The 25,621-nt window shown below is 74.9% G+C and carries 26 protein-coding genes and 3 pseudogenes; 15 read left to right on the plus strand and 14 right to left on the minus strand.

The features are described 5' to 3' along the window. Positions 1-166 precede the first annotated feature (166 nt). Positions 167-1,078 carry a diacylglycerol/lipid kinase family protein gene (locus tag ACFFKU_RS07400; RefSeq protein ID WP_380136872.1) on the plus strand — a complete coding sequence of 304 codons (912 nt, stop codon included), beginning with the start codon at positions 167-169 and terminating at the stop codon, positions 1,076-1,078. 22 nt (positions 1,079-1,100) lie between these two features. Here the strand turns inward: ACFFKU_RS07400 and ACFFKU_RS07405 are convergent, their stop codons facing one another. Beyond that, a complete protein-coding gene (locus tag ACFFKU_RS07405) occupies positions 1,101-1,307 on the minus strand; it encodes a DUF1737 domain-containing protein (RefSeq protein ID WP_380136873.1) in 207 nt (68 codons plus the stop codon). 50 nt (positions 1,308-1,357) lie between these two features. On the opposite strand from ACFFKU_RS07405, the gene ACFFKU_RS07410 reads away from it, so the two are divergent. Together ACFFKU_RS07410 and ACFFKU_RS07415 are read left to right on the plus strand one after the other, a co-directional pair. After that, a complete protein-coding gene (locus ACFFKU_RS07410) occupies positions 1,358-1,861 on the plus strand; it encodes an OsmC family protein (RefSeq protein ID WP_380136874.1) in 504 nt (167 codons plus the stop codon). A gap of 122 nt (positions 1,862-1,983) precedes the next feature. Beyond that, a complete protein-coding gene (locus ACFFKU_RS07415) occupies positions 1,984-2,157 on the plus strand; it encodes a CsbD family protein (protein WP_380136875.1) in 174 nt (57 codons plus the stop codon). A gap of 23 nt (positions 2,158-2,180) precedes the next feature. On the opposite strand, the gene ACFFKU_RS07420 is transcribed toward ACFFKU_RS07415, so the two are convergent. Beyond that, a complete protein-coding gene (locus tag ACFFKU_RS07420) occupies positions 2,181-2,837 on the minus strand; it encodes a uracil-DNA glycosylase (protein WP_380138034.1) in 657 nt (218 codons plus the stop codon). A gap of 243 nt (positions 2,838-3,080) precedes the next feature. On the opposite strand from ACFFKU_RS07420, the gene ACFFKU_RS07425 reads away from it, so the two are divergent. The 4 genes from ACFFKU_RS07425 (at position 3,081) to ACFFKU_RS07440 (ending at position 6,414) form a co-directional block, all read left to right on the plus strand. After that, entirely contained in the window at positions 3,081-3,386 is a 306-nt protein-coding gene (locus ACFFKU_RS07425) for a DUF3263 domain-containing protein (RefSeq protein WP_380138035.1), read from the plus strand. A gap of 390 nt (positions 3,387-3,776) precedes the next feature. Further along, entirely contained in the window at positions 3,777-3,980 is a 204-nt protein-coding gene (locus ACFFKU_RS07430) for a cold-shock protein (protein ID WP_380136876.1), read from the plus strand. A 259-nt stretch (positions 3,981-4,239) separates the two neighbouring features. Further along, positions 4,240-5,868, plus strand: coding sequence for a chaperonin GroEL (gene groL / locus ACFFKU_RS07435; protein ID WP_380136878.1), 1,629 nt, complete (start codon positions 4,240-4,242; stop codon positions 5,866-5,868). Between the two features lie 150 nt (positions 5,869-6,018). After that, entirely contained in the window at positions 6,019-6,414 is a 396-nt protein-coding gene (locus tag ACFFKU_RS07440) for a hypothetical protein (RefSeq protein WP_380136879.1), read from the plus strand. Here ACFFKU_RS07440 and ACFFKU_RS07445 read toward each other — a convergent pair whose 3' ends face one another. The 4 genes and pseudogenes from ACFFKU_RS07445 to cofC all read right to left on the minus strand — a co-directional run. Continuing rightward, positions 6,415-7,554 carry an acyltransferase family protein gene (locus ACFFKU_RS07445; protein WP_380136881.1) on the minus strand — a complete coding sequence of 380 codons (1,140 nt, stop codon included), beginning with the start codon at positions 7,552-7,554 and terminating at the stop codon, positions 6,415-6,417. Between the two features lie 50 nt (positions 7,555-7,604). Continuing rightward, positions 7,605-8,198 (minus strand): suppressor of fused domain protein, encoded by a 594-nt coding sequence (locus ACFFKU_RS07450; RefSeq protein WP_380136882.1) that lies wholly within the window; start codon positions 8,196-8,198, stop codon positions 7,605-7,607. 5 nt (positions 8,199-8,203) lie between these two features. After that, positions 8,204-9,499 (minus strand): annotated as a pseudogene (cofG, locus tag ACFFKU_RS07455) (7,8-didemethyl-8-hydroxy-5-deazariboflavin synthase CofG); the annotation flags it as partial. A 42-nt stretch (positions 9,500-9,541) separates the two neighbouring features. After that, positions 9,542-10,234: pseudogene (gene cofC / locus ACFFKU_RS07460) on the minus strand (2-phospho-L-lactate guanylyltransferase); the annotation flags it as partial. 14 nt (positions 10,235-10,248) lie between these two features. Between cofC and ACFFKU_RS07465 the strand changes: the two are divergent. Genes ACFFKU_RS07465 through ACFFKU_RS07475 form a run of 3 tightly spaced genes read left to right on the plus strand, consistent with a single transcriptional unit; the run spans position 10,249 to position 13,243 of the window. After that, on the plus strand, positions 10,249-10,713 hold the full coding sequence (locus ACFFKU_RS07465; RefSeq protein ID WP_380136883.1) for a molybdenum cofactor biosynthesis protein MoaE: 465 nt from the start codon (positions 10,249-10,251) through the stop codon (positions 10,711-10,713). Next, positions 10,710-11,807: an FO synthase gene (locus ACFFKU_RS07470; RefSeq protein WP_380136885.1), complete on the plus strand. Its 1,098-nt coding sequence runs from the start codon at positions 10,710-10,712 to the stop codon at positions 11,805-11,807. Before ACFFKU_RS07465 ends, ACFFKU_RS07470 begins: the two co-directional genes overlap by 4 nt. Continuing rightward, positions 11,804-13,243 (plus strand): flavin-containing monooxygenase, encoded by a 1,440-nt coding sequence (locus ACFFKU_RS07475; protein WP_380136887.1) that lies wholly within the window; start codon positions 11,804-11,806, stop codon positions 13,241-13,243. The genes ACFFKU_RS07470 and ACFFKU_RS07475 overlap by 4 nt, the downstream gene beginning before the upstream one ends. Positions 13,244-13,247: 4 nt before the next feature. On the opposite strand, the gene ACFFKU_RS07480 is transcribed toward ACFFKU_RS07475, so the two are convergent. Both ACFFKU_RS07480 and moaA read right to left on the minus strand, forming a co-directional pair. Next, positions 13,248-13,577: a MoaD/ThiS family protein gene (locus ACFFKU_RS07480; protein WP_380136888.1), complete on the minus strand. Its 330-nt coding sequence runs from the start codon at positions 13,575-13,577 to the stop codon at positions 13,248-13,250. A 5-nt stretch (positions 13,578-13,582) separates the two neighbouring features. Beyond that, positions 13,583-14,710 (minus strand): GTP 3',8-cyclase MoaA, encoded by a 1,128-nt coding sequence (gene moaA / locus ACFFKU_RS07485; RefSeq protein WP_380136889.1) that lies wholly within the window; start codon positions 14,708-14,710, stop codon positions 13,583-13,585. A gap of 156 nt (positions 14,711-14,866) precedes the next feature. Between moaA and ACFFKU_RS07490 the strand changes: the two genes are divergently transcribed. Continuing rightward, positions 14,867-14,989 (plus strand): hypothetical protein, encoded by a 123-nt coding sequence (locus ACFFKU_RS07490; RefSeq protein WP_380136891.1) that lies wholly within the window; start codon positions 14,867-14,869, stop codon positions 14,987-14,989. A gap of 128 nt (positions 14,990-15,117) precedes the next feature. Here ACFFKU_RS07490 and ACFFKU_RS07495 read toward each other — a convergent pair whose 3' ends face one another. Beyond that, entirely contained in the window at positions 15,118-15,408 is a 291-nt protein-coding gene (locus ACFFKU_RS07495; protein WP_380136892.1) for a WXG100 family type VII secretion target, read from the minus strand. Between the two features lie 215 nt (positions 15,409-15,623). Between ACFFKU_RS07495 and ACFFKU_RS07500 the strand changes: the two genes are divergently transcribed. Next, complete coding sequence (locus tag ACFFKU_RS07500; protein WP_380136894.1) at positions 15,624-16,211, plus strand: DUF4031 domain-containing protein; 588 nt, start codon at positions 15,624-15,626, stop codon at positions 16,209-16,211. 70 nt (positions 16,212-16,281) lie between these two features. On the opposite strand, the gene ACFFKU_RS07505 is transcribed toward ACFFKU_RS07500, so the two are convergent. From ACFFKU_RS07505 to ACFFKU_RS07515, 3 genes are all read right to left on the minus strand, one after another. Next, entirely contained in the window at positions 16,282-17,607 is a 1,326-nt protein-coding gene (locus ACFFKU_RS07505) for a S1C family serine protease (RefSeq protein ID WP_380136895.1), read from the minus strand. A gap of 170 nt (positions 17,608-17,777) precedes the next feature. Then, the gene (locus ACFFKU_RS07510; RefSeq protein ID WP_380136896.1) at positions 17,778-19,280 is read right to left on the minus strand and encodes a sensor histidine kinase; all 1,503 of its coding nucleotides are present in this window, start codon (positions 19,278-19,280) and stop codon (positions 17,778-17,780) included. Between the two features lie 5 nt (positions 19,281-19,285). Further along, positions 19,286-20,011, minus strand: a complete 726-nt coding sequence (locus ACFFKU_RS07515) for a response regulator transcription factor (protein ID WP_380136898.1) — start codon at positions 20,009-20,011, stop codon at positions 19,286-19,288. Between the two features lie 76 nt (positions 20,012-20,087). Between ACFFKU_RS07515 and ACFFKU_RS07520 the strand changes: the two genes are divergently transcribed. Continuing rightward, positions 20,088-20,867 (plus strand): HipA family kinase, encoded by a 780-nt coding sequence (locus tag ACFFKU_RS07520; RefSeq protein ID WP_380136899.1) that lies wholly within the window; start codon positions 20,088-20,090, stop codon positions 20,865-20,867. Next, positions 20,864-21,274 (plus strand): DUF3037 domain-containing protein, encoded by a 411-nt coding sequence (locus ACFFKU_RS07525; RefSeq protein ID WP_380136900.1) that lies wholly within the window; start codon positions 20,864-20,866, stop codon positions 21,272-21,274. Before ACFFKU_RS07520 ends, ACFFKU_RS07525 begins: the two co-directional genes overlap by 4 nt. A 7-nt stretch (positions 21,275-21,281) precedes the next feature. Here ACFFKU_RS07525 and ACFFKU_RS07530 read toward each other — a convergent pair whose 3' ends face one another. After that, the gene (locus tag ACFFKU_RS07530; RefSeq protein WP_380138037.1) at positions 21,282-23,228 is read right to left on the minus strand and encodes a PhoX family protein; all 1,947 of its coding nucleotides are present in this window, start codon (positions 23,226-23,228) and stop codon (positions 21,282-21,284) included. A 268-nt stretch (positions 23,229-23,496) separates the two neighbouring features. On the opposite strand from ACFFKU_RS07530, the gene ACFFKU_RS07535 reads away from it, so the two are divergent. Next, entirely contained in the window at positions 23,497-24,174 is a 678-nt protein-coding gene (locus ACFFKU_RS07535) for an SDR family NAD(P)-dependent oxidoreductase (RefSeq protein WP_380136901.1), read from the plus strand. On the opposite strand, the pseudogene ACFFKU_RS07540 reads toward ACFFKU_RS07535, so the two are convergent. Then, a pseudogene (locus ACFFKU_RS07540) lies at positions 24,108-25,515 on the minus strand (MFS transporter). The gene ACFFKU_RS07535 and the pseudogene ACFFKU_RS07540 overlap by 67 nt on opposite strands. Between the last annotated feature and the right edge of the window lie 106 nt (positions 25,516-25,621).

The following is a 25,621-nucleotide window of genomic DNA, read 5'->3' on the forward strand; positions in this document are numbered from 1 at the left end:
GGGGGTGGGGTGCGGGGGTGGGGTGCGGGGGTGGGGTGCGGGGGTGGGGTGATGCTGCGAAGGTTCGGCTGCGCCGGGGGACCGGGGGCACGCACCCGGGGCCGAGGGCGTTGGGTCGGGGGCGGGCGGGTCGTCCGCGTCCGGGACGTCGGAGGAGGAGCAACCGTTGAGCGACGACGAACCGCGGGGGATCCTCGCGGTGGCCAACGCCAAGGCCGGGACGGCCAAGGCCGCCGTGCTCGACGCGGTCATGCGCGAGCTGGCGCGGCACGCCGACGCCGAGCTGCGCCTCACCGAGACCCTCGAGGACCTGCGCGACACCCTGCTCGACCCCGGCGGGCGCCGGCTGGTGCTGATGGGGGGTGACGGGACCGTCCACACCGCTCTGCAGCTGCTGCACGACGCGGGAGCCGCCGACGCCGTGGGGCCCCTCGGGCTCATCCCGCTGGGGACGGGCAACGACCTGGCCCGGTCGCTGCGGCTGCCGCTGGAACCGGTGACCGCCGCGGTCGTGGCCGCGACCGGCACGCCGCGGGGCCTGGAGCTGCTGGTCGACGACCTCGACCGGGTGACGGTCAACACGGTGCACGCGGGCATCGGCGCCTCGGCCACGGCCCGCGCCCAGCGGTGGAAGTCGTCGCTGGGGGCCGCGGCCTACCCGGTCGGGGCGGCCTGGGCCGGGGTGAGCGCGGGGCGCGGCTACCCGTTGCGCGTCGAGGTCGACGGCGAGGTGCTCGTCGACGGGGACCGCCCGGTCCTCATGGTCGGGGTCGGCATCGGCGGGACCATCGGCGGCGGGGCACCCCTGGTCCCCGGGGCCGACCCGCACGACGGCGTCGCCGACGTCGTGGTGTCGACGTCGACCTCGCCGTGGGCGCGGGTCGGCTTCGCCCGGGGCTTGCGCCAGGGGGTCCACGTCGAACGCCAGGACGTCACCACCGCCCGGGGCCACGTGGTCGAGGTGAGCGCGCGCAGCGGGCACTTCCGCCTCAACTCCGACGGCGAGGTGGGCGACCCGCGCACCTCCGTGCGCTGGGAGATGCGCGCCGACGCCTGGCGGGCGGTCTGCCCCCGCTGAGGGGTGTCGGACCGCGGAGGGTTCAGACCTCGCCGGGGGCGAGCGGGGTCGGCAGGACCACGGCCTGCGCGGCGACCGGACCGTCCGGTCCGACCGCGATCGCCGGGCTGCCGTGCAGGACGTAGCCGTCGTCGAGGGCCGCGGAGACCTTCTCGCAGAACGACCGGTCGTCGGGCCCGGTCAGCAACCGGTAGCGCAGCCGGGGGCTCGGGGTGCTCGTCTCGCTCATGCCCGGACGCTAACCGAGCGGGGTCGCGACGATGAACTAGCCTCCGGCGCATGGACGCGACCGAACTCCGTGCACTGCAGAAGCCGCTCAAGGACACCTACCGGGAGGACCCGGAGCAGGCCCGCATCCCGGCGCGGGCGGTCGCCGTCCTGGACGGGCAGACCATCGGGGTCTCCGTCGACGGGTTCGCCGGCACCACCCGCGCCGGGCTGCACCGGGCCGCGGGGGGCGACGGCACCGAGGCGTGCTCGGCCGACATGCTCTGCGAGGCGGTCGCCGCGTGCGCCGGGGTCACCCTGCGCAGCGTCGCGACGGCCATGGGCGTGCAGCTGCGCGAGGCCTCGGTCACCGTCGACGCGCACTGGGACGCCCGCGGGACGCTCGGGGTGTCCAAGGAGGCCCCGGTCGGGATCACCGACGTCACCATCACGTTCTCCTTCTCCTCCGACGCCGACGAGGCGACCGAGGGCAAGCTCGTCTCCCTCGCCGAGCGGTACTGCGTCATCGCGCAGACCCTGCAGACGCCGCCGAGCGTGACCGTCGTCCGCGGCTGACCGTCGGCGGCGGTCGGCCTGCTCCCGGAGCCGATCGACTCCGGGTGCGGCCCGCGGGGCCCAGCTTTACGGTGTAGCCACGAGGCTCCGCGCAGGAGGGCCGTGACTCAGAGGGAGTTGTCGTGAGCGCTGCAGACAAGATCAAGAACGCTGCCCAGGACGTCGCCGGGAAGGTCAAGGAGGCGGCCGGCAGCGCGAGCAACAACGAGCGTCTCGAGGCCGAGGGTCGCAACGACCAGGCCGCGGCGAGCGCCAAGAAGGCCGGCGAGAACGTCAAGGACGTCTTCAAGAGCTGACCGGGCGGCCCGGTCCGGCGGGATCACCCGTCGAGGTCGAGCCTCCAGTCCACCGCGTCGGCGCCCTGCTCCCTGAGCAGGGCGTCGATCGCGCTGAAGGGCCGGGACCCGAAGAACCCCCGGGACGCTGAGAGCGGGCTCGGGTGCACCCCCTCGACCACGGCGACGTCGCCGAGCAGCGGTCGCAGCGTCTGCGCGTCGCGCCCCCAGAGCAGCGCGACCAGTGGGGTCCCGCGTCCGGCCAGGGCCCGGACCGCCGTGGCCGTGACCTCCTCCCAGCCGCGCCGACGGTGCGACCCCGACGCCCCCGCCCCCACCGTGAGGACGCGGTTGAGCAGCATCACCCCCGACCGCGTCCAGGCCGTCAGGTCTCCGTGCGGGGGGACGGGCACGCCGACGTCGGCGTGCAGCTCCTTGTAGACGTTCACCAGGCTGCGCGGCAGCGGGCGGACGTGACGCTCCACCGCGAAGGACAGCCCGACCGGGTGGCCGGGCGTCGGATAGGGGTCCTGCCCGACCACCAGGACGCGCACGTCCGCGAAGGGCTGGCGGAACGCCCGCAGCACGCACGCCGGGTCGGGGAGCCAGTCGGCCTCGGTCGCGAGCCAGGCCGAGAGCTCGCGCAGCCGCGGGTGGACCGGGGCCAGGGCCCGCGCCCACCCCGCGTCCAGGGTGTCCAGGCCGAGCCCCGCGGGGTCGCCGTCAGGAGTCCCGACGGCCGGCTCGGACGGGGCGGGCGGGACGGGCGGGACGCCTGCGGCGGGAGTCACCCGCCGAACCTAGTCGAGGCGCGCCGGGGCCGGGCGACGCGCCGGGCGGGGAATGACAGCCGTGTAGTTCCTGCCTAAGGTGAGGGCGCAGGACGATGACGGGGGAGGCGGTCGCGCGTGGACGGCGACGCGGTGCAGCGGGTCGAGCAGCAGGTGGGGACCGGCCCCGGGACGGACCACGACGGTCCGGCCGGAGCGGGGCTCCCCGAGGGGCTCGGCCGGCGCGAGGCCGAGATCCTGGCCTTCGAGCGGCAGTGGTGGAAGTACGCCGGGGCCAAGGAGCAGGCGGTCCGTGAGCTCTTCGACCTCTCGCCGACGCGCTACTACCAGCTGCTGAACGCCCTCATCGACTCCCCGGCGGCCCTGCGCCACGACCCCATGCTCGTGAAGCGGCTGCGCCGGATGCGGTCCACCCGCCAGCGCAACCGGTCAGCCCGCCGCCTCGGGGTCCAGCCCTGAGCGGTCGCGGCCGCCAGCTGCCGCAGCGGCGCGGGGCGCACCGCACCCGCCGGTCTCCGCTCGGGGTGGCGGTCCTCGTCGTGGTCTGGGTCGTGGTCGCCCTGCTGCTGCTCCTCGCGGCGCTCGCGCTGGTGCGGGCCGTGGCCCGGCCCCTGCTCGACGTCGTCGGCGCCCTCTGACCCCGGTCCTGCTCACCGCGCATTTAATTCGTGACATTCCTGTGACGTTCACCCGTTCACGTTTGTCGTTCATTCCCTGCCCATCCGGGCGGCACGCCACTACGCTGACGACCGGTCGATCATTCGCCCCCGTCCCCGGCGGCGCAGGTGAGACCCGCTGCCGGTGACGCACCGTCGGCGCCCTCGGTTGATCGCACCACTGGAGAACGCAATGGCTCAGGGCATCGTCAAGTGGTTCAACGCGGAGAAGGGTTTCGGGTTCATCACCGTCGACGACGGTGGCGCCGACGTCTTCGTCCACTACTCCGCGATCGTCGCCGACGGCTACCGCTCCCTCGAGGAGGGTCAGCGGGTGGAGTTCGAGGTCGGGCAGGGGCAGAAGGGTCCGCAGGCCGAGTCCGTCCGCGCGATCTGAGCCCGTCCGGGAGCTCCTCCCGGTGACCTGGTGGGCGACCCCCGGCGGTTTGCACTCGCCCGGGGAGAGTGCCAACATGAGGTTGGCACTCTCGAGTCGAGAGTGACAGCAGTGTCAGCATCTCGACCCGGGAGCCTCGCACTCCCGGTCGGTCCGGTGAGGCCTGCGGTGCCCGGGGGACGTGACCCCGGTCCGGCAGGTCGTCCGTCGCGGGCGCCGGTCCGACCAGCCACCGCCCCATTCGGGAGGAACACCAGGCATGAGCAAGATCATCGCCTTCGACGAGGAAGCTCGTCGCGGCCTCGAGCGCGGCATGAACCAGCTCGCGGACGCCGTCAAGGTCACGCTGGGCCCCAAGGGCCGCAACGTCGTGCTGGAGAAGAAGTGGGGCGCCCCCACGATCACCAACGACGGTGTGAGCATCGCCAAGGAGATCGAGCTGGAGGACCCCTACGAGAAGATCGGGGCCGAGCTCGTCAAGGAGGTCGCCAAGAAGACGGACGACGTCGCCGGTGACGGCACGACGACCGCGACCGTCCTGGCCCAGGCCCTCGTTCGCGAGGGGCTGCGCAACGTGGCCGCCGGGGCGAACCCGCTCGGCCTCAAGCGCGGCATCGAGAAGGCCGTCGAGGCCGTGACCGAGCAGCTGCTCGGCGCCGCCAAGGAGGTCACCACCAAGGAGCAGATCGCCGCCACCGCGGGGATCTCCGCCGGTGACGCCTCCATCGGCGAGCTGATCGCCGAAGCCCTCGACAAGGTGGGCAAGGAAGGCGTCATCACCGTCGAGGAGAGCAACACCTTCGGGCTCGAGCTGGAGCTCACCGAGGGCATGCGGTTCGACAAGGGCTTCATCTCGCCCTACTTCGTCACCGACGCCGAGCGTCAGGAGACGGTCCTCGAGGACCCGTACCTGCTGATCCTCAACTCGAAGATCTCCTCGGTGAAGGACCTCCTCCCGCTGCTGGAGAAGGTCATGCAGTCCGGCAAGCCGCTGGCGATCGTGGCCGAGGACGTCGAGGGCGAAGCCCTCGCGACCCTCGTGGTCAACAAGATCCGTGGCACCTTCAAGTCCGTGGCCGTCAAGGCCCCCGGCTTCGGTGACCGCCGCAAGGCCATGCTCGGCGACATCGCCATCCTCACCGGTGGCCAGGTCATCTCCGAGGAGGTCGGGCTCAAGCTCGACACCGCCGACCTCGACCTGCTGGGCCGCGCCCGCAAGGTCGTCGTCACCAAGGACGAGACCACCATCGTCGAGGGGGCCGGCGACGCCGACGCCATCGCCGGTCGCGTGGGCCAGATCCGCGCCGAGATCGAGCGCAGCGACTCCGACTACGACCGCGAGAAGCTCCAGGAGCGTCTCGCCAAGCTCGCCGGCGGCGTGGCCGTCATCAAGGCGGGCGCGGCGACCGAGGTCGAGCTGAAGGAGCGCAAGCACCGCATCGAGGACGCCGTCCGCAACGCGAAGGCGGCCGTCGAGGAGGGCATCGTCGCCGGTGGTGGCGTGGCCCTCATCCAGGCCGGTGTCGCGGCCTTCGAGAAGCTCGAGCTCGTCGGCGACGAGGCGACCGGGGCGAACATCGTCAAGGTCGCCATCGAGGCCCCGCTCAAGCAGATCGCGGTCAACGCCGGTCTCGAGGGTGGCGTCGTGGCCGAGAAGGTCCGCAACCTCGACCCCGGTTTCGGCCTCAACGCCGCGACCGGTGACTACGTCGACCTGCTCGACGCGGGCATCAACGACCCGGTCAAGGTGACGCGCTCCGCGCTGCAGAACGCCGCCTCCATCGCGGCGCTCTTCCTCACCACCGAGGCCGTCATCGCCGACAAGCCGGAGAAGGCCTCCGCGGCCCCGGCCGGTGGCGACGGCGGCATGGGCGGCATGGACTTCTGATCCACGCCTGACCCGGGCCGCCCGGCGGCCCCGCGGTACCCGTTCCACCCACGAGGGCGGTCCTCTTCGGAGGGCCGCCCTCGTGGCGTCCGCCCGGACCGGTCCGTCCGGCGCTGGGCAGCAGCGGCCCCGCTGCGCTACAAGAGGTTCATGTCCGAGGAGCATCTCGACCTCGACGGGTTCGTCGCCGCGGTGACGGCCCTGCCCGAGGTCGGCGAGACGACGACGTGGGGACACCGTGCCTGGGCGGTGGCCGGGCGGAAGTTCGCCTGGGTGCGGCCGCTGACCAAGGCCGACCAGGAGCGGTTCCGCGCCGCCGACCCCCCGGTGGAGGCGCCGACGGGTCCGCTGGTCGCCCTGGTCACCGAGGACCTGGGGGAGAAGGCGGCCGTGCTGGCCGAGGAGCGTCCGGGGTTCTTCGACATCGAACACTTCGCCCGCTTCGCCGGGTACCTCGTGGCCCTCGACGCCGCCCGCGCCGACGACGTCCGGGACGCCCTCACCGCCGCGTGGCAGGCCAAGGCCCCGGCCCGGCTGCGTCCCTGATCACCGCCCGGGACCGACGGCCCGGGCGTGGAGGGACGTGGGCAGCCGCGCGCCGAGGGCGGCGAGGCGGGGTTGCAGCCACCGCCGCAGCCGCGGTTGGACCGGTCGCTCGACGACCCGGTGCAGGACGGCGGCCAGGAGCAGACAGCCGAGGACGGCCGCTGCGAGGGCCCCCCACGCCCCCAGGAGTCCGCGGGTGGCCCCGATGAGCGCCCAGCCGACGTACTCGTGGGTCAGGTACAGCGGGTAGGTGAGGGTCCCGGCCGCGGTGAGGACCGCGAGGTCCAGGTCGCGCACCGCGGGCACCAGCGCGCACACCGCGACGGCGGCGACCGCCGCCAGGACGACCAGGGCGAGGACCACGGGTCGGACCTGGACCCCGCTGACGATCCGGGCCACCCCCTCGCCCTGCCGGAACGTGGCCAGCACGGCCGCCTCGGCGCAGACGAGGCCCAGCAGCAGCCAGCGCCCCGGGGTCGGGCCCTCGTCGTGCAGCACGTGCAGGAGGACCCCCGCCGCGAAGACCGGGAGGAAGCCCGCCAGCACCGGCGCCCCGGGGCCGAGGAGGAGCGCGAGAGCCGTGCCGACGGTGGCCGACCACCCGGCGGTCAGCACCAGCCGCCCCCGGGTCAGGCCCGCGACCATGAGGAGCACCAGCAGCAGGTAGAACTGCCACTCCACCCAGAGCGTCCAGTAGACGCCGTCGACCCGGCGCACCCCCAGCAGGTCCTGGGCCATGGTCAGGTTGAGCAGCACCTCGACCGGGCTGCGGTCGTCGATGCTCGGCAGCGCCCAGCGCAGCGCCGCCGTGATCAGCACCGCCGCCCAGTAGGCGGGGTAGAGCCGGGTGATCCGCGAGGCCAGGAAGGTCGCCACCCCCCGGCCGCGGGCCGACCGCACCACGACGAAACCACTGATCACGAAGAACAGGTGCACGCCGGCGTAGCCGTACACGGTCACCGCGGACAGGTGCGGGAAGACGGTCGTCGGCAGCGACCCGAACCGGGTGTGGTCACGGGCGGTGAAGTGGAACAGCACCACCCCGAGCGCGGCCAGCAGCCGCAGCGCGTCGAGGCTGCGCAGGCGACCGTGGGGCGCCCGGTCACCGACACCGCCGACCGACGGCCCTGGACGGGTCACGCCGCCGATCATGGCCTGCCCGCCGGGTCGGCGCCGGTCGACGGGCCGGGTCAGACGACGGGGTTGCGCCAGAGGTCGGCGACGTCCACACCGGCCGCCTCGAACGCGTCCTCCAGCGCGTCCAGACCGCGCTCCTGCAGGAGCCGCCGTTCTGTCTCGTGCAGCGGGACCGCCTGCAGCCAGTGGACGTCGACACCGTCGGCCAGGCGGTAGCGGGAGAGCCCGGGGAAGCTTCCGGGTGCGGTCAGGACGAGGTGGGGGACGGGCACCTCGAGGAGGTCGCCGGCCACGTCGGGCAGCACCGTCCCCGCCCGGGCGGGTTCCCCCTCGGCCACCAGGGCGAAGCAGCAGGCGGCCAGCAGGCCCGCGACGAGGTCGACGTCGGGGGACTCCAGCACGGTCAGCAGCTCGACCGGGTCGGCGGGGTCGGCGACCGCCGCGGCGTGGCGGTGCAGCGACAGCGTCGCCACGGTGTGCAGGCCGGCGACCGGGACGTCGGGGAACACGGCGACGTCCAGCCGCGTCCGGCCGGCGGAGTCCTCGAACTCCTCCACCCGCAGCGGGGCACCCGGGGCCAGCCGGGCGGCGGCGTAGCGGGCCATCGCAACCTCGGCGTCGGTGGGGCCGTCGTCGGTGGGGTTCACCCGGCGTCCCGCAGCTGCAGACCCCGCCCGCGGGGCCGGGCCCCGGCCCGGGCGAGGCCGGTGGCCGGGTCGGCCAGCGCGGCCACGGCCGGGTGCAGCCGGGCGTCGATCCAGCGTTCGGAGCCGGTCAGGGCGTCCAGGACGAACCGAGGATGGGCGGTCAGGCGTTCACCCAGCTCGAGGCCGGCCGCCCGGGTCGTCGCGGCGAGCTCGTTGAGCTGCGGCCAGGGCCGTTCAGGGTTGACGTGGTCCGGGGTCAGGGGCGACACCCCGCCCCAGTCGTCCACCCCGGCAGCGAGCAGGTCGGCCCGCTGCCCCGGGTCGGACAGGTTCGGCGGGGCCTGCACCGAGACGTCGGCGTCCACCACGAGGCGCGTGACGGCGATCGCGGCGAGGTACTCCTGGTGGTCGAGGTCGCGCTCGCCGCGCATCGCGGTGTCGTCCTTGGCCCGGAAGTTCTGCACGATCACCTCCTGGACGTTGCCCGCGGCGGCGGCCGCGCGCAGGGCGAGCACCGTCGCCGCCCGCTCGGCGAGGGTCTCGCCGATGCCCACGAGGATGCCCGTCGTGAACGGCACCTCGGCGGCCGCGGCGTCGGCGAGCACCTGCAGCCGCACGGCCGGGTCCTTGTCCGGGGAGCCGTGGTGGACCTGCCCGGGCTCGCTCCACAGCCGGCGCGACGTCGTCTCCAGCATCATCCCCATCGAGGGGGCTAGCGGCCGCAGGTCCCGCAGCGCGGCGGCACCGAGCACCCCCGGGTTGAGGTGGGGCAGCAGCCCGGTCTCGGCCAGGATCAGCTCGGCCAGAACCGCCACGTAGTCGAGGGTGCTCGCGTGACCGTGCCGGTCGAGCCAGGCGCGGGCCGCGGGCCAGCGGTCCTCCGGGGCGTCGCCCAGCGTGAACAGCGCCTCCTTGCAGCCCATCTCGGCCCCGGCCCGGGCCACGGCCAGGACGTCGGCCGGGGACAGGAACGCGCTCGGGACCCGGTTCGGGGTGGTGGCGAAGGTGCAGTAGTGGCAGCGGTCCCGGCACAACCGCGTGATGGGCAGGAAAACCTTGCGGGAGTAGGTGATCACGCCGGGGCGCCCGGCCCGGTCGAGGGCGACGTCGCGCACGGTCGCGGCCGCCGCGAGCACCCGGGCGAGCTCCGGCCCCCGGGCCGCGAGCAGCGCTTCCACGTCGGCGGGCGGGGTGCCGGGACGCAGGTCGGCGACCGCGGCGGCCACGCGCTCCGGACCGGGACGGTCGCGGTGCGGGTCGGCGGACGTCGTCGACCGGGGCCGGCGGCGGGGGGCGGGCAGGGGGGTGGTCCGGGCCCGCAGGGCCGCGGTCCGCGGTCCGAGACCCAGCGTCCCCGCCGCGGTCAGGGCCGCCGGGGTGTCCACGTCCCGGCGCAGGGAGGGCAGAGGGTCGCTCAGGGCCCGGGCCCCGGCGGTGCGGTGCGCGGCCGCCGAACCCGGCCCGAACCGGTGCGGCGGGGCACCGTCCCGGTCGGCGACGAGGACGCTGCCCGTCCCGTCGGCGTCGGCGACGAAGACCGGTCCCGGGCCCGTCGTCGCGTCGCGGAGGGCGTGCTCGAGATCGACCGGGCGCAGGGCGGGCAGGTCCGCCACCAGCACGGCGACCGGACCCGCCGACGGCGCCCCCGCGGCCGCCGCGAGGCCGGCCACGACGGCCCGGTCCAGCCCCGGGCCCCCGGCGGGCACGACCACCACCCCCAGCTCCAGGACGGCCTCGCGCACCACCGGGTCGTCGCTCACGCACAGCACCGAGCTGACCGACGGGGTGGCCCGCACGGCGTCCAGGCAGTCCAGGGCCATGGCCAGGGCGAGTTCGCTGCGCTGTCGTTCCGGCAGCCCCAGCCGCGTCTTGGCGGCGCTGCCCCCCTTCACCGGGACCACCACCGTCCACCCGGGAACCGTCGCGCCCCCCTCGGCGTCGGGGCCGGCGGATCCGTCCCGACCGTCCCGTTCCGCGCCCCCGTCGCCGGGGAGGTCCGCCTGGGTGCCACGTGCCACCACCGCAGTCTCGCGCACGTACCCTGACCCGGGTGAGCACCCCCACCCGGGACGATTCCCGGCTGAGCACCCCCGGACGCCGCGTGACCCTGGTCCGGGTGGGGCCCGAGGAGCTCGACGTGGCCGGCTTCGCCGCCCTGGTGGCCGACCCGGTGGCGGGCGCGGTCGCCACCTTCGCGGGCAACGTCCGCAACCACGACCACGGCCGCGCCGTCCTCGGCCTGGAGTACGTCGCCCACCCCACGGCCGGCGAGACGCTGGCCCGGGTGGTGGCCGAGGTCGTCGAGACCTCCGCGGTCGACGCCGTCGCGGTCGCCCACCGGGTCGGCCCGCTGGCGGTCGGGGACTGCGCCCTGGCCGTCGCGGTCTCCGCGGCCCACCGCGCCGAGGCCTTCGGCACCTGCGCCCGGCTCGTGGACGAGATCAAGGACCGGGTACCGATCTGGAAGCACCAGCACCTGGCCGACGGGACCTCGGAGTGGGTCGCCTGCCCGTGACCCCCGTCCCCACCGCCGGGGCCGGCCCCCTCGCCGAGGCGTTGGCGCGGGCCGCGACCGACCCGGCGGGGCTCACCGACGCCGAGGCGGTGGCCCTGCTCGGCGCCTCCGGTCCGGAGCTCGACCGGCTGACCGCCCTGGCCGACGCCCGGCGCGCCACCACCGTCGGCGACCGCCTCGGTTTCGTCGTGAACCGCAACCTGCACACCGCGACCGCGCTGGCCGACCCGGACCGCACGCGGGCGCTCGTGGCCGAGGCCCACGCCCTCGGGGCCACCGAGATCTGCGTCCAGGGACCGCTGCCGGCCGGGGTCGGCGGGGCCGAGCTGGAGGCCCTGGTGGTCCTCGTCACCACGGCCGCGCCCGTGCACCTGCACGCCTTCCGGCCCGCCGAGATCGCCGACGCCGCCGCCCGCGACGGGATCGCCGTCGGGGACCTGCTCGGGCGGTTGCGCGCGGCGGGTCTCGGATCGGTCCCCGGTACCGGGGCGCTCGTCCTCGACGACGGGGTGCGCGCAGCCCTGACCGGGCCGGGCGACCCCGCGGCCCCGACGTCCGCCGCCCCGACGTCCGCCGCCCCGACGTCCGCAGCCGCGTGGCTGGCGACCGTGGAGGCCGCCCACCGGCACGGGCTGCCCTCGACCGCCACCCTCGTGCACGGGCACGTCGAGACCCCGGCCCACGTCGTCGCCCACCTGCGGGCCCTCACGGTGCTGCAGGAGCGCACCGGGGGGTTCACCGAATTCATCGCCATGCCCTACACGCCCGGCCTGCACGGCCCCGCCCGGCTGGCCCGCCCCCGCGACGAGCGGGAGGTCCGCGCGGTGCACGCCGTCGCCCGGCTCCTGCTGACCGGGCGGATCGACCACGTGCAGGCGGCGTGGCCCAAGCTCGGGCTGCCGCTGGCCGAGGTGGCCCTGCGCAGCGGGGCCGACGACGTCGGGGGTCTGCTCGTCGACGGCCTCCTCGACCCCGCCGCGGGGGCCGAGGCGGGTCGTCGGCTGAGCCGGGCCGACGTCGCGGCGCTCGCGGACCGTCTCGGTCGCCCCCCGCGCGAGCGCAGCACGACCTACGGTCGACACCGCCCCGCGTGAGCACCGGGAACCGGACCGAGGTCGACGTCGCCGTCGTCGGGGCGGGCTTCGCCGGGCTCGGCACGGCGTTGCGGCTGGCCGGGCGCGGGCGGGAGAGCTTCGTCGTCCTGGAGCGGGCGCCCGAGGTGGGCGGCACGTGGCGCGACAACGTCTACCCCGGGGTGGCCTGCGACGTCCCGGCCCCGCTCTACTCCCTCTCCTTCGCGCCGGTGGACCACAGCCGGGTCTTCGCCCCCGGGGCCGAGATCCAGGAGCACCTGCGCTCGTTGGGGCGCCGGGACGGGGTGCGCGAGAACCTGCGCCTGTCGACGGAGCTGCTGCGCGCCCGCTGGGACGGGTCCGCGGGTGGTGTCGACGGCCGGTGGGAGCTCGAGACCAGCGCGGGAGCCGTGCGGGCCCGCACGCTCGTCCTCGCGGCGGGCCGGCTGACCGAACCCCGGTTCCCCGACGTGGCCGGTCTGGCCGACCTCGCCGGACCCGTCGTGCACACCGCCCGCTGGCCCGGAGACCTCGACCTGCGCGGGGCCCGGGTCGGGGTCGTGGGCACCGGTGCCTCGGCGGTGCAGGTGGTCCCCGAACTGGCCCGGGTCGCGGCCGGTCTCGTGGTGTTCCAGCGCAGCGCGCCGTGGATCGTGCCGCGCGGGGACGGGCCCTGGCGGGCGGGGGAGCGCGACCGGCAGCAGGTGTTCGCCGAGCTCGAGGGGCAGATTCCCGCCCGTCGCGGTGAGGCGGCGGCCCTGCGGCGGGCCCGCGAGCGGGCCGAGCAGCACCGGGCCCGGCAGGTCCGCGACCCGGGGTTGGCCGCGCGGCTGCGGCCCGAGCACGAGATCGGCTGCCGCCGGGTCCTGCTCTCCGACGACTACTACCCGGCGCTGCAGCTGCCGCACGTCCGGCTGGAACCGACGGCGCTGCGGGCGGTCACGGGCCCCCGCACCGTGGTCTCCGCCGCCGGGCGGGAGCACGACGTCGACGCCCTGGTCCTGGCCACGGGGTTCCGGGCGGCCCGGCCGCCCTACGCCGAGCGGGTGCGGGGGGAACGCTCGACGCTGGCCGAGCACTGGTCGGCGCGCGGGATGACGTCGGTGGCCTCGACCGTGGTGACCGGGTTCCCGAACCTGTTCGTGCTGGGCGGGCCCAACGCGGGCCTCGGCCACAACTCGGCGCTGACCACGATCGAGGCCCAGATCGACTACCTCCTGGGCGCGCTGGACCACCTCGACGCCGACCCGCGCCCGCTGGCGGTCTCGGCGGCGGCCGAGGACGCGTACACGCGGGAGATCGACGCCATGGCGGCGGGCACCGTCTGGCTGGACGGGTGCCGCAGCTGGTACCGGGACCCGGTGAGCGGACGGCTCACGCTCGTCTGGCCGGGCTCGGCCGCGGAGTTCCGGGCCCGCAACGGCACCTTCGACCCCGCCCCGTTCGGGCGGGGCTGAGGGCTCAGCCGCCCGCGAAGGGGGGCAGGACGTCCAGGGTCGACCCCGGCCCCACGACGTCGTCGCGCCGGGCCGCCACGGTGTCGAGCAGGAACGTCGACGCGCCCAGCACGCGGCCCAGGTCGGGACCGTGCTGCCCGATGAGCCGGTCGAGGAGGGCGGCGAGGGGGACGGGTCCGGTCAGGGGGAGGGCTTGCTCCTCCCGGCCGGCCGCGGCGGCGGCGCCCGCGAAGAACCGCACGAGGACGGTCCCCTCGGGCCCGGTCGGGTCCGCGGCGGCCGGGGTCGGTGCCGGGACCGGTGCCGGGGAGGACGGGGCGGTGGGCCGGGGCACGGGTGTCATCCTCCGATCGAGCTCATGGGACGGGTGGGGTGCAGGAACGCCGGGTCGTCGATGTCGTGGCCGGGCAGCTTGCCCCACATGGCCCGCCGCCAGCGCGCGGCCAGCTCGGCGTCGTCGGCCCCGCCGCGCAGGGCGTCGCGCAGGTCGGTCTCCGTCGTGGAGAACAGGCACGTGCGGACCTGCCCGTCGGCGGTCAGCCGGGTGCGGTCGCAGTCCCCGCAGAACGGCGCGGTGACCGAGGCGATGAGCCCCACCTCCCCGCGCAGGGTCGATCCACCGGGACCGGCCGGACCCTCGACGGCGAACCCCTCCGCCGGGGACGAGCCCCGGCCCGGCAGGGGCGTGAGGCGGTAACCGCCTGCCACCAGACGGTCGTGGATGTCGGCGCCGGTGATCATGTCGGCCCGCTGCCAGGTCCCGTGCGGGTCCAGCGGCATCTGTTCGATGAAGCGCAGCCGGTACCCCTCGCGCAGGGCCCAGCCGAGGAGGTCCGCGGCCTCGTCGTCGTTGACCCCGCGCAGCAGCACCGTGTTCACCTTGACCGGGGTCAGCCCCGCCTCCTGCGCGGCGCGCAGCCCGGCCAGGACGTCGGCGTGCCGGTCGCGGCGGGTGATGGCCGCGAACCGCTCGGGCCGCAACGAGTCCAGCGACACGTTGATCCGTCCCAGGCCGGCGGCGGCCAGCCCGGCGGCCCGTCGGGCCAGACCGATGCCGTTGGTGGTCAGGGAGGTGCGGACGCGTCCCCCGGTGGCGGTCGTCAGGGCCGCGGTGGCCGCGACGACGTCCTCGAGGCCGCGGCGCAGCAGCGGCTCACCTCCCGTGAAGCGCACCTCGTCCACCCCGAGCTCGCGCACGGCGAGGGTGACGAGGCGGATCGTCTCGGCGTCGTCGAGGGTCTCCGCCTTCTCCAGCCACGGCAGCCCCTCGGGAGGCATGCAGTAGTGGCAGCGCAGGTTGCAGCGGTCGGTCAGGGAGACCCGCAGGTCCCGGGCCACCCGGCCATGGGTGTCGGCCAGCGGGCCGGAGGCGAAGCTGGCCAGGTCCGGGGCGTCCTCGCCCGCTCCGGCGCGTCGGGCGGCGTCCGGAGGTCCGACGCGGGGCACGCCCAACGAGACAACGGTCACGGGGCCAGCGTAGGTGACCGGGAACCACCCTCCTCGTCGCGACCGTTGGTGACCGGCCATCACCTATGAGCTACGTCACAACGGCTCCGGTTGCCGAGCCAGGTGGCCGAGGACTAGGTTCTAGGTGAACAACAGATGAACGCGAGGTGCATCATGATGAACACGACCGCTCCCCAGGCCGTCTGGGTAACCGTGACCGATACGCAGGGTCAGCGCCACCTGGAGATGCGCTGGATCACCCCGCTGCAGGAGTCGACGCCGCTGGCGGCCGCCGCCTGAGATGCGCCGTCACCACCGGACCCCGGACGGGCCGGCCCCACCGAAGGGGTCGGCCCGTCGTCGTTCCTGGCGCGGGACCCCGGTCGGCGGCCCGTGGAGCCGCGCCCGCTGAGGCCCGCCCCCTCGACTCACGCAGCGAACATCCGGGCGTTGGCGGCCTCCACCTCCGCGTACTGCTGACCCGCGGCCGCCAGGGCCCGGTTGATGTCGTCGAGGTCCTGCCGGACCCGGTCCTGGGTCACCCGCCAGCGCTGGGCCAGCTCCTGGAACACCGAGGACGCCTGCCCCCGCCAGCTGGAGGGCAGCGCCTCCAGGTTGCGCATCAGCGCCGCCACCTCACCGGCGACCGCCGACGACGACGACTGCACCGCCGAGCTGGTCGCCGCCATCTGGGCGCTGTCGACCTCGAACCGGCTCATCGTGCGCTCCTCCTGCGGGACGTACCCGCGGGCCCGCCGGCCGCCCGTGCGGACCGGTCGGGAGGAACGCTAGGAACGACCGGGCCCCCTTCTCCCGTCGTCCACAGCGCGGGGTCGGACCGGGGCAGAATCTCCCCTGTGGAGGAACGACCCCGAACCCGGCCCCGACCCGGAGCCGCCGACGGCGGGGCCGGACCGCGTGGGCCCGGTCGCGCATGACCGTCTACGTCGACCGTGCCGAGCACCCGGCCCACGGCCGCTGGTGGGCCCACCTGGTGAGCGACCACTCCCTGGCCGAGCTGCACGACTTCGCCGCCCGGCTCGAGGTGCCCCGCCGGGCCTTCGAGGGGGACCACTACGACGTCCCCGCCGAGCTGCTGCCCCAGGCGGTCGCCCTCGGTGCGCACCCGGTCGACACCCGCCGGGTGCTGCGGGTCCTGCGGGAGTCGGGGCTGCGCACCCCGAAGCGGCGCGGCGAGAAGGTGCTCGCCAGCTCCGAGGGGCCCGACCGGCGCACGGATCTTGTCCGCTGCGCGCGGGTGCCCGAGTCCGTGGTCGGCCACGTCGTGCTCCACGCCGCCGGGGCGCGGCGGGTGGCGCAGGCCCCCGACCAGGCGGGGGCCCGGGTCCTGGGTTTCCGTCGGCACTGGGTGAGGGCCGAAGGGGCCCGCCGCGTCGAGCACGAGGTGGTCTGGACGCTGCTGCCGCCCGGGGCAGGGACCGGGACCGGGACCCGGACCGGGGACGCCGACGGCGCCCACCAGGACCCGGAGGTCTGGTGGGCGCCGTTGGTGGAGCCCTGAGGGGGAGGGCTCGTCGACCCGGCGGGGGAGGGGGCGTCCGTCCGCCGGGAGTCGCGGGGGCCGGGGCGGGTCAGTCCTGCGGGCGGGCGCTCAGCGTCGCCGCCAGGGTCTGCTGCCGACCGTCGCGCACGACGGTCAGCTGCACCGTCGTCCCGACCTTGATGCCGCGGATCTGCGCGGTGAGCGACTCGAACCCGTTGACGGCCTTGCCGTCGACCGCGGTGACCACGTCGCCGGCCTGCAGCCCGGCCTCCGCGGCCGGCGTGCCGGACTGCACGGCCGCCACCCCGGCGCCGGAGCGTCCGGCGCCGTCGACGGTCACCGTGGCCGGCTGCTGGGCCAGGCTCACGCCCAACCAGGCGTGCTCGGCCGAACCGGTCGCGATCAGCTGGTCGGCGATGAGCTTCACCTCGTTCGCCGGGATGGCGAAGCCGACGCCGATGCTGCCCGACTGCTGCGACTCCGAACCGTTGAGCGAGGCGATCGAGGAGTTGATCCCGATGACCCGGCCCGCGGTGTCCAGCAGCGGCCCGCCGGAGTTGCCCGGGTTGATGGCCGCGTCGGTCTGGATCGCGTCGGTGGCCGCGGTCTCGGCGGTCGCACCCTGACCCGACCCGCCGAACGGGTCGGCCGACTGCTGGCTCGACGTCTGGGTCAGCACCGGGCGGTCGACCGCGGAGACGATGCCCGTCGTCGCCGTGCCCGAGAGGCCCAGCGGGTTCCCGAGCGCCATCACCGGCTGCCCGGCCACGACCTGGTCGGAGTCGGCGAAGGTCGCCGCGGGCAGGTCGGTCGGGCCGTTCTGCAGCTTGATCACGGCGAGGTCGGTGGCCGGGTCGGTGCCGACGACGGTCGCCCGGTACTCGCGGCCGTCGTTCAGGGTCACCGTGATGGTCGCGTCGCTGCCGGCGCCGCTCACCACGTGGTTGTTGGTGACGATCAGGCCCTTGCTGTCGTAGACGATGCCGGAGCCTTCGCCCTCCTCGGAGGCCGACTGCACGGTGATGGTCACGACGCTCGGCTCGACGGCCGCGACGACCTTCTGCCAGTCGGTGGTCGTCTGGCTCACGCCGGGGACCGGGACCGAGGAGGTCGTGGTTCCGGTACCGGTGCCGCCGTCCCCGCCGTCGGCGGGGGCCTGGCCGAACGCACCGACCAGGCCGGCGGTCAGCAGGCTGGCCGCGACGGCGCTCGCGACCGCGGCCCCGCCCAGCGCCAGCCATCCGGGCCGGCGCGGGCCGTGCGACCCGCCGCCCCCGCCGCCGGAGCCGCCGTCCCCGCCGCCGTGGTGCGGGGGCTGCCCGCCACCCGGGGTGGCCCAGGGGTCGTAGCTGGCCCGCTCGGGCGGACCGGGGAAGGTCATGGTGTCGGAGGCCCGACGGTCGTCGTGGTTCACGGTGCTCTCACCTCGGGGTTGAGGTCGGTCAGGTGGTCGGCGGGTCGGTCTCGGCCGCCCCTACGACGACCACTCTGCGTCGTCAGGCTTGAACCGTCCTCGACGTTGCCTGGAACCTGTCTGTGAGACGCGGATGGACGCCCGCCGGCGATCCGCGGTGGGCGGGCGCCTCAGCGCTCGTCGGGACCGGGTTGGTCGTCGAGGTCGGGGTCGGGGCCGGGGTGCCCGGCGGCCCGGAACCGCAGGCGGAAGGTGGCCCCGCCGCCGGGGGTCTCGTCGACCGCGACGGTCCCCCCGTGCCCGGTGACGATGGTCGCGACGATGGCGAGCCCCAGGCCGGAGCCGCCGCCGCTGCCCCGCATACGGGAGGCGTCGACCCGGTAGAAGCGCTCGAAGACCCTCTCGGCCTGCTCGGGGGTCAGGCCGGGGCCGTGGTCGCGGACCTCGAGGACCGACTCGGGGCCGCCGGGTCCCTGCACGCGACCCACGGCCACCTCGACGGGGGTGCCGGGCGGGGTGTGGTGGACGGCGTTGGCGAGCAGGTTCGTGACCACCTGCCGCAACCCGGCGTCGTCGGCCAGCACGACGGCGGGACCAGGCCCGCTGCCCGCGAGGATCCCGGTCAGGCGCACCTCGCGGTCGCGGGACAGGGCGCGGGCGTCGTGGACCGCGTCGGAGGCCAGCACGGCGAGGTCGACGGGTTCGGGTTCGGCGGCCCTGCGCCGCTGGGCCTCGTCGAGGCGGGCGAGCAGCAGCAGGTCCTCGACCAACCGGCCGAGCCGGGTCGACTCGGCCTCGATCCGGCCCATGACCCGGGCCACGTCCTCCTCGCCGCGGACCGCGCCCTGCCGGTACAGCTCGGCGAACCCCCGGATCGCGGCCAGCGGGGTGCGCAGCTCGTGGCTGGCGTCGGCGACGAAGCGGCGCATCTGCTCCTCGGAGCGTTCCTGCGCGCGGAAACTCCGCTCGATGCGGGTCAGCATCGCGTTCAGCGCCGCCCCGAGCCGGCCGACCTCGGTCGTCGGCGGAGCCGCGGGGATGCGGCGGGACAGGTTCCCCGAGGCGATCGCCTCGGCGGTCGACTCGATGTCGGCGAGCGGGCGGAAGGACCGCCGGATCGCGAGCGCGGCCAGGGCCGTCCCGGCCACCAGGACCGAGAACCCGACCAGCACCGCGACCGTGCGGAAGTGGTCGAGGGTGTCCTCGACCTCGGTCAGGGGGAGGGCGACCGCGATGTTCACCGGGGCGGTCGGGTCGGCCACCACCACGACCCGCCAGCTCGTGGTCCCGGTGGGGTCGGTCAGGGTGAGCGGTCGACCCTGGTGGCGGGCGACGTAGTCGGCGGTCAGCGCGGGCAGGGCGGGGGCCGCGGCGCAGCCGTCCCCGGCGCTGCGGGTGCAGAACGCCCGCGGTGAGCTGCCGTCGGCGTCGCTGACCTCGAGGTAGGTGTCGGACAGCAGCAGCAGGCGCCCGGTGGCGAGCAGGTCGGGCAGCGACGCGGTGACCGCGACCGCGTTCTCCTGCAACGCGTCGTCGACCTGGCTCTCCAGGTTCTGCCGCAGCAGCTGGGTCGAGGCCACGCCGACCGTCGTCATCGCGGCCAGCAGCAGCAGCGCCGTGATGACGAGCAGCCGGGACTGCAGCGTGAGGTGACGGATGCTCGGCCGGACCACGCGGTTCAGACCCGCTGCGGGGACCGCAGGACGTAACCCACACCGCGTTTGGTGTGGATCAACGGGTCCAGCCCCTCGGTGTCGAGCTTGCGGCGCAGGTAGGAGATGTAGCTCTCGACGATCCCCGCCTCGCCGTTGAAGTCGTAGTCCCAGACGTGGTCGAGGATCTGCGCCTTGGACAGCACCCGGTTCGGATTCATCAGCAGGTAGCGGAGGAGTTTGAACTCGGTGGGGGAGAGTTCGACGACCTGGCCGTTGCGACGGACCTCGTGGGAATCCTCCTCGAGCTCCAGGTCGTGGAAGACGAGGCGGCCGGAGTCCGGTCCCGCCCCGGCGCCGGTGCGGCGCAGCACCGCCCGGATCCGGGCGACGACCTCCTCCAGGCTGAACGGTTTCGTCACGTAGTCGTCCCCGCCGACGGTCAGCCCGGCCACCTTGTCGGCGGTGTCGTCGCGCGCGGTGAGGAACAGGACCGGCACCACCCGTCCGCGCTCGCGCAGCTTGCGGGTGACGGTGAAGCCGTCGAGGTCGGGGAGCATGACGTCGAGGACCACGAGGTCCGGGCGGAACTCCTCGGCCAGCCGGATCGCCTCGGCCCCGTCGGCGGCCGCGGCCACCTCGAAGCCGGCGAAGCGCAGGCTGGTGGCCAGCAGGTCGCGGATGCTGGGCTCGTCGTCCACGACGAGCAGACGGGCCTCGGCGGACCTCGCCTGTGGATTGACGTTGCGCACGCTGCGAGTCTGCTCCCGTTGCCTGGACGCTGCCTGGGAGTCTGCCGAACGTCGTTCGGATGGCAGACTCGGCCGGGTGCTGAGGTCGGTCGTCGCGACGCGTTACGTGACCCCGTTGCGCGAGGGCGGGAGCCTGCCCGGTCTGGTCGAGGCCGACGACGACGGCATGTACGTGGTCAAGTTCGTCGGTGCGGGGCAGGGGCGCCGCGTGCTGGTGGCCGAGATCCTGTGCGCCGGGCTGGCCGCCGCCCTGGGGCTGGACGTCCCCGAGCTGGTGCTGGTCGACGTGGACCCGGTGATCGGGCGCGGGGAGCCCGACGAGGAGGTGCAGGACCTGCTGCTGCGCTCCGTCGGCACCAACCTGGGGATGGACTTCCTGCCCGGTGCGCTGTCGTTCGATCCCGCCGTCGACCCGGTCGACCCCGGGTGGGCGGCACGGGTGCTGTGGTTCGACGCGTTCTGCCTGAACGTCGACCGGTCCTGGCGCAACCCGAACGCGTTGTGGTGGGGCGGGCGGCCCTGGCTCATCGACCACGGTGCGGCGCTGTACTTCCACCACGACTGGGCCCGTTCCGCGGCGAGCGTCGCCCGGCCGTTGCGGCACGCCGAGGACCACCTGCTGCTGCGGGCCGCCGCCGACGTCACCACGGTCGACGCCGCCAGCGCCGCGGCGCTCGACCCCGACGTGCTGGAGGCCGTGGTCGGGGCGGTCGGTGACAAATGGTTGGCCGACGAGCCGGGTTTCGGTGACGTCGGCGAGGTGCGGGCCGCCTACCGGGAGTGGCTCGCGGGCCGCCTGGCCGGGCCGCGGCCCTGGGTCGACGAGCTCGCCGCGGTCCAGCGGGCCGCCCGATGAGCGCCGCGACCCCGCCGCCGGGGCCGGGCCCGCTGCACGTCTACGAGTACGCGGTCATCCGGGTGGTGCCGCGGGTCGAGCGGGCCGAGTTCCTCAACGCCGGCGTGGTCCTGTGGTGCCGTCCGGTCGAGTTCCTCGGCGCGCTGACCGCCGACCCGAGCGACCGGCTGCGGGTGCTGGCCCCCGACGCCGACCTCGACGCGGTGACGCGGCACGTCGCGGCCTGGGAGGGGGTCTGCGCCGGGACGGCCGGTTCCGGGGCGGGGGAGGCGGCGGGGGCGCGGTTCCGCTGGCTGACCGCCCCGCGCAGCACCGTCGTGCAGACCTCGCCCGTGCACTGCGGGCGGACCGCCGACCCGGCGGGTGAACTCCGGAGACTGTTCACCCGCCTGGTCGTCGGCCGCTGAGCCGGGCTCAGACCTTCCACACCTGCACGACGCTCGGGCGGGGCTGACCGGTGCCGTCGTAGGGGAACAGCGAGGCCGGGGCGTCGGGGGAGGCCCCGTCGACCTCGCCCGGGTGCTGCACGGCGACCAGCACGACGCCGTCGGGGTTGATGACGGGTCCGCAGGTCTCCGCCCCGGTCGGGACGGAGAGGAACTGCCGGACCAGACCCCGCTGCGGACCGTCGACGGTGACCTCGTAGAGCCCGTCGTTGCTGCCCAACGTGTTCCCGTCGGTCGAGATCCAGAGGTTCCCGCGGGTGTCGAACGCGACGTTGTCGGGGCAGGAGATCGGTGTGACCAGGTCCTTGTCGATCCCGCCGAAGTAGGTGTCGGCCGCGGCCGGGTCGCCGCAGACCAGCACCAGGTTCCACGAGAACGCGGTCGCCGCGGCGTCGTCGAGGTCCTCGGAGATCTCCACGACGTGACCGTCCTTGTTCTCCGGACGGGGGTTCGCCTCGTCGATGCCCGGACGGGGCACCCCCTCGTCGTCGACCGTGCCGCGACGGGTGTTGTTGGTGCAGGCGACGTAGACCCGGCCGTTGACCGGGTTGCGCTCGACGTCCTCGGGGCGGTCCATCTTGGTGGCGCCCAGGGTGTCGGCCGCGAGCCGGGTGTGCACGAGCACCTCCTCGACCGAGAACCCGGGGACGCGCGAGACCCCGTCGGTGAGCAGCGGCAGCCATTCCCCGCGCCCGTCGGCCCGTCGGTCCTCCGCGCCGTCGCCGGTGAAGCGGGCCACGTAGAGGTCACCCTCGGAGAGCAGGGTCAGGTTGTGCGCCCGGTCTCCCTCGCGGAAGCGCTCGCGGGAGACGAACTTGTAGACGTAGTCGAAGCGTTCGTCGTCGCCCATGTAGGCCACGGCCCGGCCGTCGGCGGCCAGGGAGATCGTGGCGCCCTCGTGCTTGAACCGCCCGAGCGACGTGTGCTTCTTCGGCGTCGAGGTCGGGTCGAACGGGTCGACCTCGATGATCCAGCCGAACCGGTTGGGCTCCTGGCGTTCCACGGTCGTGGCGAAACGCGGGTCGACCCGCTCCCAGCCGCGGCCGGGTTCGGTGACGCCGTACCGCTTCTCGGCCGCGTCGTCGGTCTCCTCGGGAGCGGCGAAGTAGCCGTTGAAGTTCTCCTCGCCCGAGAGGACCGTGCCCCACGGGGTGGTCCCGCCGGCGCAGTTTCCGAACGTCCCGACGGGCGTCGTGCCGGCCGGGTCGGCGGTGGTCCGCAGCAGTCGCGACCCGCGCGCCGGCCCGGTGAAGGAGAACTCGGTGCCCGGGGTGATCCGGCGGTTGAACGAGGAGTCGCGGACGTAGCCCCACGGGGAGTCGGCGTCGGTGCGGCGCACCTCGACCACCGACATCCCGTGCGCGGCCATCGAGATGCGCAGCTGCTCGTCGGTGGCCGAGGCCGCGTCGACGAACCCGCGGAACATCAGTTCCTCGTTGGTGTACTCGTTGTTGCACACCAGGAGCGCGCGGTCGGTGCGCCCGGGCAGCGGGATGAGCGTCGTGTAGTCGTTGTTGTAGCCGAACTGCCCTTCCTGGGCCTCGGGGCTCTGCGCGTCGATGTCGAACTCCGGCGCCCCGGGCAGGATCGGGTCGCCCCAGGAGATGATCGGCGCCCAGGCCCACCCGGCCGGCACGTCGAAGGAGTCGGCCTCACCGGGGACCGGTGCGATGGCGTCGAAGTCGAGCTGGTGGCCCGGCGCGTAGGGCATCGCGAAGAGGCGGGCGTCACCGTCGGCCGCGTTCGCCGGCGCGGCCTGCTGCAGGGCGGCGCCGGCCACGCCGAGGCCGACGAGTCCGGCCAGGACGCCGCGGCGCGAGACCGCCGCCCGGACGACGTCGCCGAAGTAGGCGTTGTCGCTCTCGTTGGGGACGGGCCGGGCGCAGGACGTGGCGCACCGGTAGTGGCAGGTCATCGGGCTTCGGCGACCGGCGGGCCGGTAGTCGAGGAGGGGGAGCGCGGTCGCTCCGGCGGACGGGGAGCAGGGCGTGTGGGGGGTCACGGCGGCGACGGTAGGAACGTCGCCGGGCCGGGGGGAGGACGGGAGCGTGACCTCCACGTGAATCCTGTGCGGCGGTTGTGAAGCAAGGTGAGGCACACCTGCCCTCGTCCGCGCGGGCCGGATCGCGACCCCTCGGGCAGCATGCGGGGTGACCGTCGCCCCCGACCCGAGGAGTCACCCCGTGCCCAGCGGCCCCCTGGACCCGCGCCACGCCGTCGTCGTCGGGGCCGGGCCGGGCCTCGGGGCGGCCGTCGCCCGACGTTTCGCCCGGGAGGGGTTCGCCCTCACCCTGGTGGCGCGCACGCCGCAGACCCTGGACCCGCTCGCCGCGGAACTGCGGGCGGGCGGGGTCGCGGTCACGACGGTCATCGCCGACGCGGCCGACCCGGTGGGGTTCCGGGCCGCCCTGCTGGAGGTCGCCGACCGGGTCACCCCCGCGGTGGTCGTCTACAACGTGGGGCTGGTGGCCGCCGACGACCTGCTCGAGGCCTCGGCGGAGTACCTGCTCGACGCGCTCGCCGTGGACGTGGTGGGGGCGGTGACCACCGCCCAGGTCCTCACCCCGGGGATGCGCGCGGCGGGGGCGGGCACGTTCCTGGTCACCGGCGGGGGACCGGGGCTCGTCCCGGACCCGGCCCACGCCAGTCTGACCCTGGGCAAGTCGGCGCTGCGTGCGGCGGTCACCGTCCTGCACGAGCAGCTGGCCCCGGCCCACGTGCACGTCGGCAGCGTCACCGTCGTCGGGGTGATCGCCCCGGGGACCTCGCTGGACCCGGACCGGATCGCCGAGCACTACTGGCGGCTGCACTCCGAGCCCGAGGGGGCCTGGACCGTGGACGTGGTGGTCGACGGGTCCTGAGTCGCGGGCGGGGGCGTCGCGGCGACCGCGGCGACCGTGGCGGAGAGCGCCCGGTACTGCGGACTGGCCAGCGCCACCAGCGTGGCCAGGACCCCGAGGACACCGGTCACCACGAACACGAGGGCGATCGCGCGGGCCTGCCCGGTCCCGAACCAGCCACCGATGGCCGCCGCGCCGGCCCCGTCGGTCATGAACGGGACGACGACGAACTGGGTGAGCGGGCCCACCAGGAAGGCCGTGACCGGGGCCGCGCACTGCTCGACGCTCTGGGCGAAGCCGAACACCCGGCCCTGCCGCTCGTAGGGCACGACGCGTTGCAGGACGGTCTGCTCGGCGGCCTCGGCGAACGGCATCAGGGTCATGAACACCGCCATCGCCACCGTGAGCGTCACGACCGAGGCGAGGAGCGGGAAGAGGACCGTGACCCCCCAGGCGGCGAGGTTGACCAGCAGCAGGATCCGTACCGGACGGGAGCCGAGCCCGACCCGGGCGACCAGCAGACCCCCGACGATCATCAGGGCGCTCAGCCCGCCCCAGAGCAGCCCCCACACCTGCACCGGCACCAACGACAGTCCGTAGGCGTCCATCAGGGCCATGAAGCTGCCGGCGATGACGTTGTTGAAGCAGGTGAACGCGATGAGCGGGACCAGGCCCGGGACCCCGCGGACCAGGTGCCAGGTGCCGCGCAGGTCCACCCCCTGACGCGGCCCGGGCGTCGCGTCGCCCGTCGCGACCGTCCGGTGCTCGGGCACCTGCACCCGGGCCAGGTGCACCACCGAGGCGGCCAGCACCACGAGGGCGAGCAGCAGGACGTGCAGCATCCCCCCGGTCGCGACCAGGACCCCGCTGATCACCGACGTCACCAGCAACGAGGCCCCGCTGACCGTGCCCAGCAGGCCGTTGGCGCGGTCGCGGAGGTCGGCGGGGACGAGCAGGGTGACGAGTGTCGGCAGCGCGATGCTGCGCGGGTTGCCCGCGATCACCCCGAGCATGAGCAGCACGACGAAGACCCACAGCGACCACGAACCGACGTCGGTGAACCGCTCCGGCGGGGTCAGCAGGTACAGCGCCAGGCTGAGGGCGTACACGACGAACGACGCCACGGCCGAGCCCTGCAGGACGTCCTTCTTGCGGTGGTCGTCCCACGAGGCTGCCGAACCAGATCCCGGTCGCCGCGGTCGCGGCCACGAAGATCCCGGCGATCATCCCGGTCGCGAAGACCGACCGGGTCTCCAGGTAGACCCAGAAGGTCACCGCGAACCAGACGGTGTAGTTGAGGATGTTGACCGCACCGTTGCTGAGCAGCAGGTGGGCGAAGACGCGCTGGTCGCCGCGGCGCAGGTCGAGCCGGGGACGCGGGGTCGGGGCGTCGCGCTCGGGCACGGGGGCTCCTCTCCTCGGTGGTCCACCGACCGGGCCGGTCGACGGGCGTCGCTGAACGGGGGAC

The sequence above is a fragment of the Kineococcus gynurae genome, assembly GCF_042433995.1.
Taxonomy (GTDB): Bacteria; Actinomycetota; Actinomycetes; order Actinomycetales; family Kineococcaceae; genus Kineococcus; species Kineococcus gynurae.

Excerpts from the sequence above, each read along its gene's own strand:
- ACFFKU_RS07405 (WP_380136873.1), bottom strand. The coding sequence starts at position 1,307 with ATGAGCGAGACGAGCACCCCGAGCCCCCGGCTGCGCTACCGGTTGCTG.
- ACFFKU_RS07410 (WP_380136874.1), top strand. The coding sequence starts at position 1,358 with ATGGACGCGACCGAACTCCGTGCACTGCAGAAGCCGCTCAAGGACACC.
- ACFFKU_RS07430 (WP_380136876.1), top strand. The coding sequence starts at position 3,777 with ATGGCTCAGGGCATCGTCAAGTGGTTCAACGCGGAGAAGGGTTTCGGG.
- groL (WP_380136878.1), top strand. The coding sequence starts at position 4,240 with ATGAGCAAGATCATCGCCTTCGACGAGGAAGCTCGTCGCGGCCTCGAG.
- ACFFKU_RS07440 (WP_380136879.1), top strand. The coding sequence starts at position 6,019 with ATGTCCGAGGAGCATCTCGACCTCGACGGGTTCGTCGCCGCGGTGACG.
- ACFFKU_RS07490 (WP_380136891.1), top strand. The coding sequence starts at position 14,867 with ATGAACACGACCGCTCCCCAGGCCGTCTGGGTAACCGTGACCGATACG.
- ACFFKU_RS07495 (WP_380136892.1), bottom strand. The coding sequence starts at position 15,408 with ATGAGCCGGTTCGAGGTCGACAGCGCCCAGATGGCGGCGACCAGCTCG.
- ACFFKU_RS07500 (WP_380136894.1), top strand. The coding sequence starts at position 15,624 with ATGACCGTCTACGTCGACCGTGCCGAGCACCCGGCCCACGGCCGCTGG.
- ACFFKU_RS07525 (WP_380136900.1), top strand. The coding sequence starts at position 20,864 with ATGAGCGCCGCGACCCCGCCGCCGGGGCCGGGCCCGCTGCACGTCTAC.
- ACFFKU_RS07530 (WP_380138037.1), bottom strand. The coding sequence starts at position 23,228 with ATGACCTGCCACTACCGGTGCGCCACGTCCTGCGCCCGGCCCGTCCCC.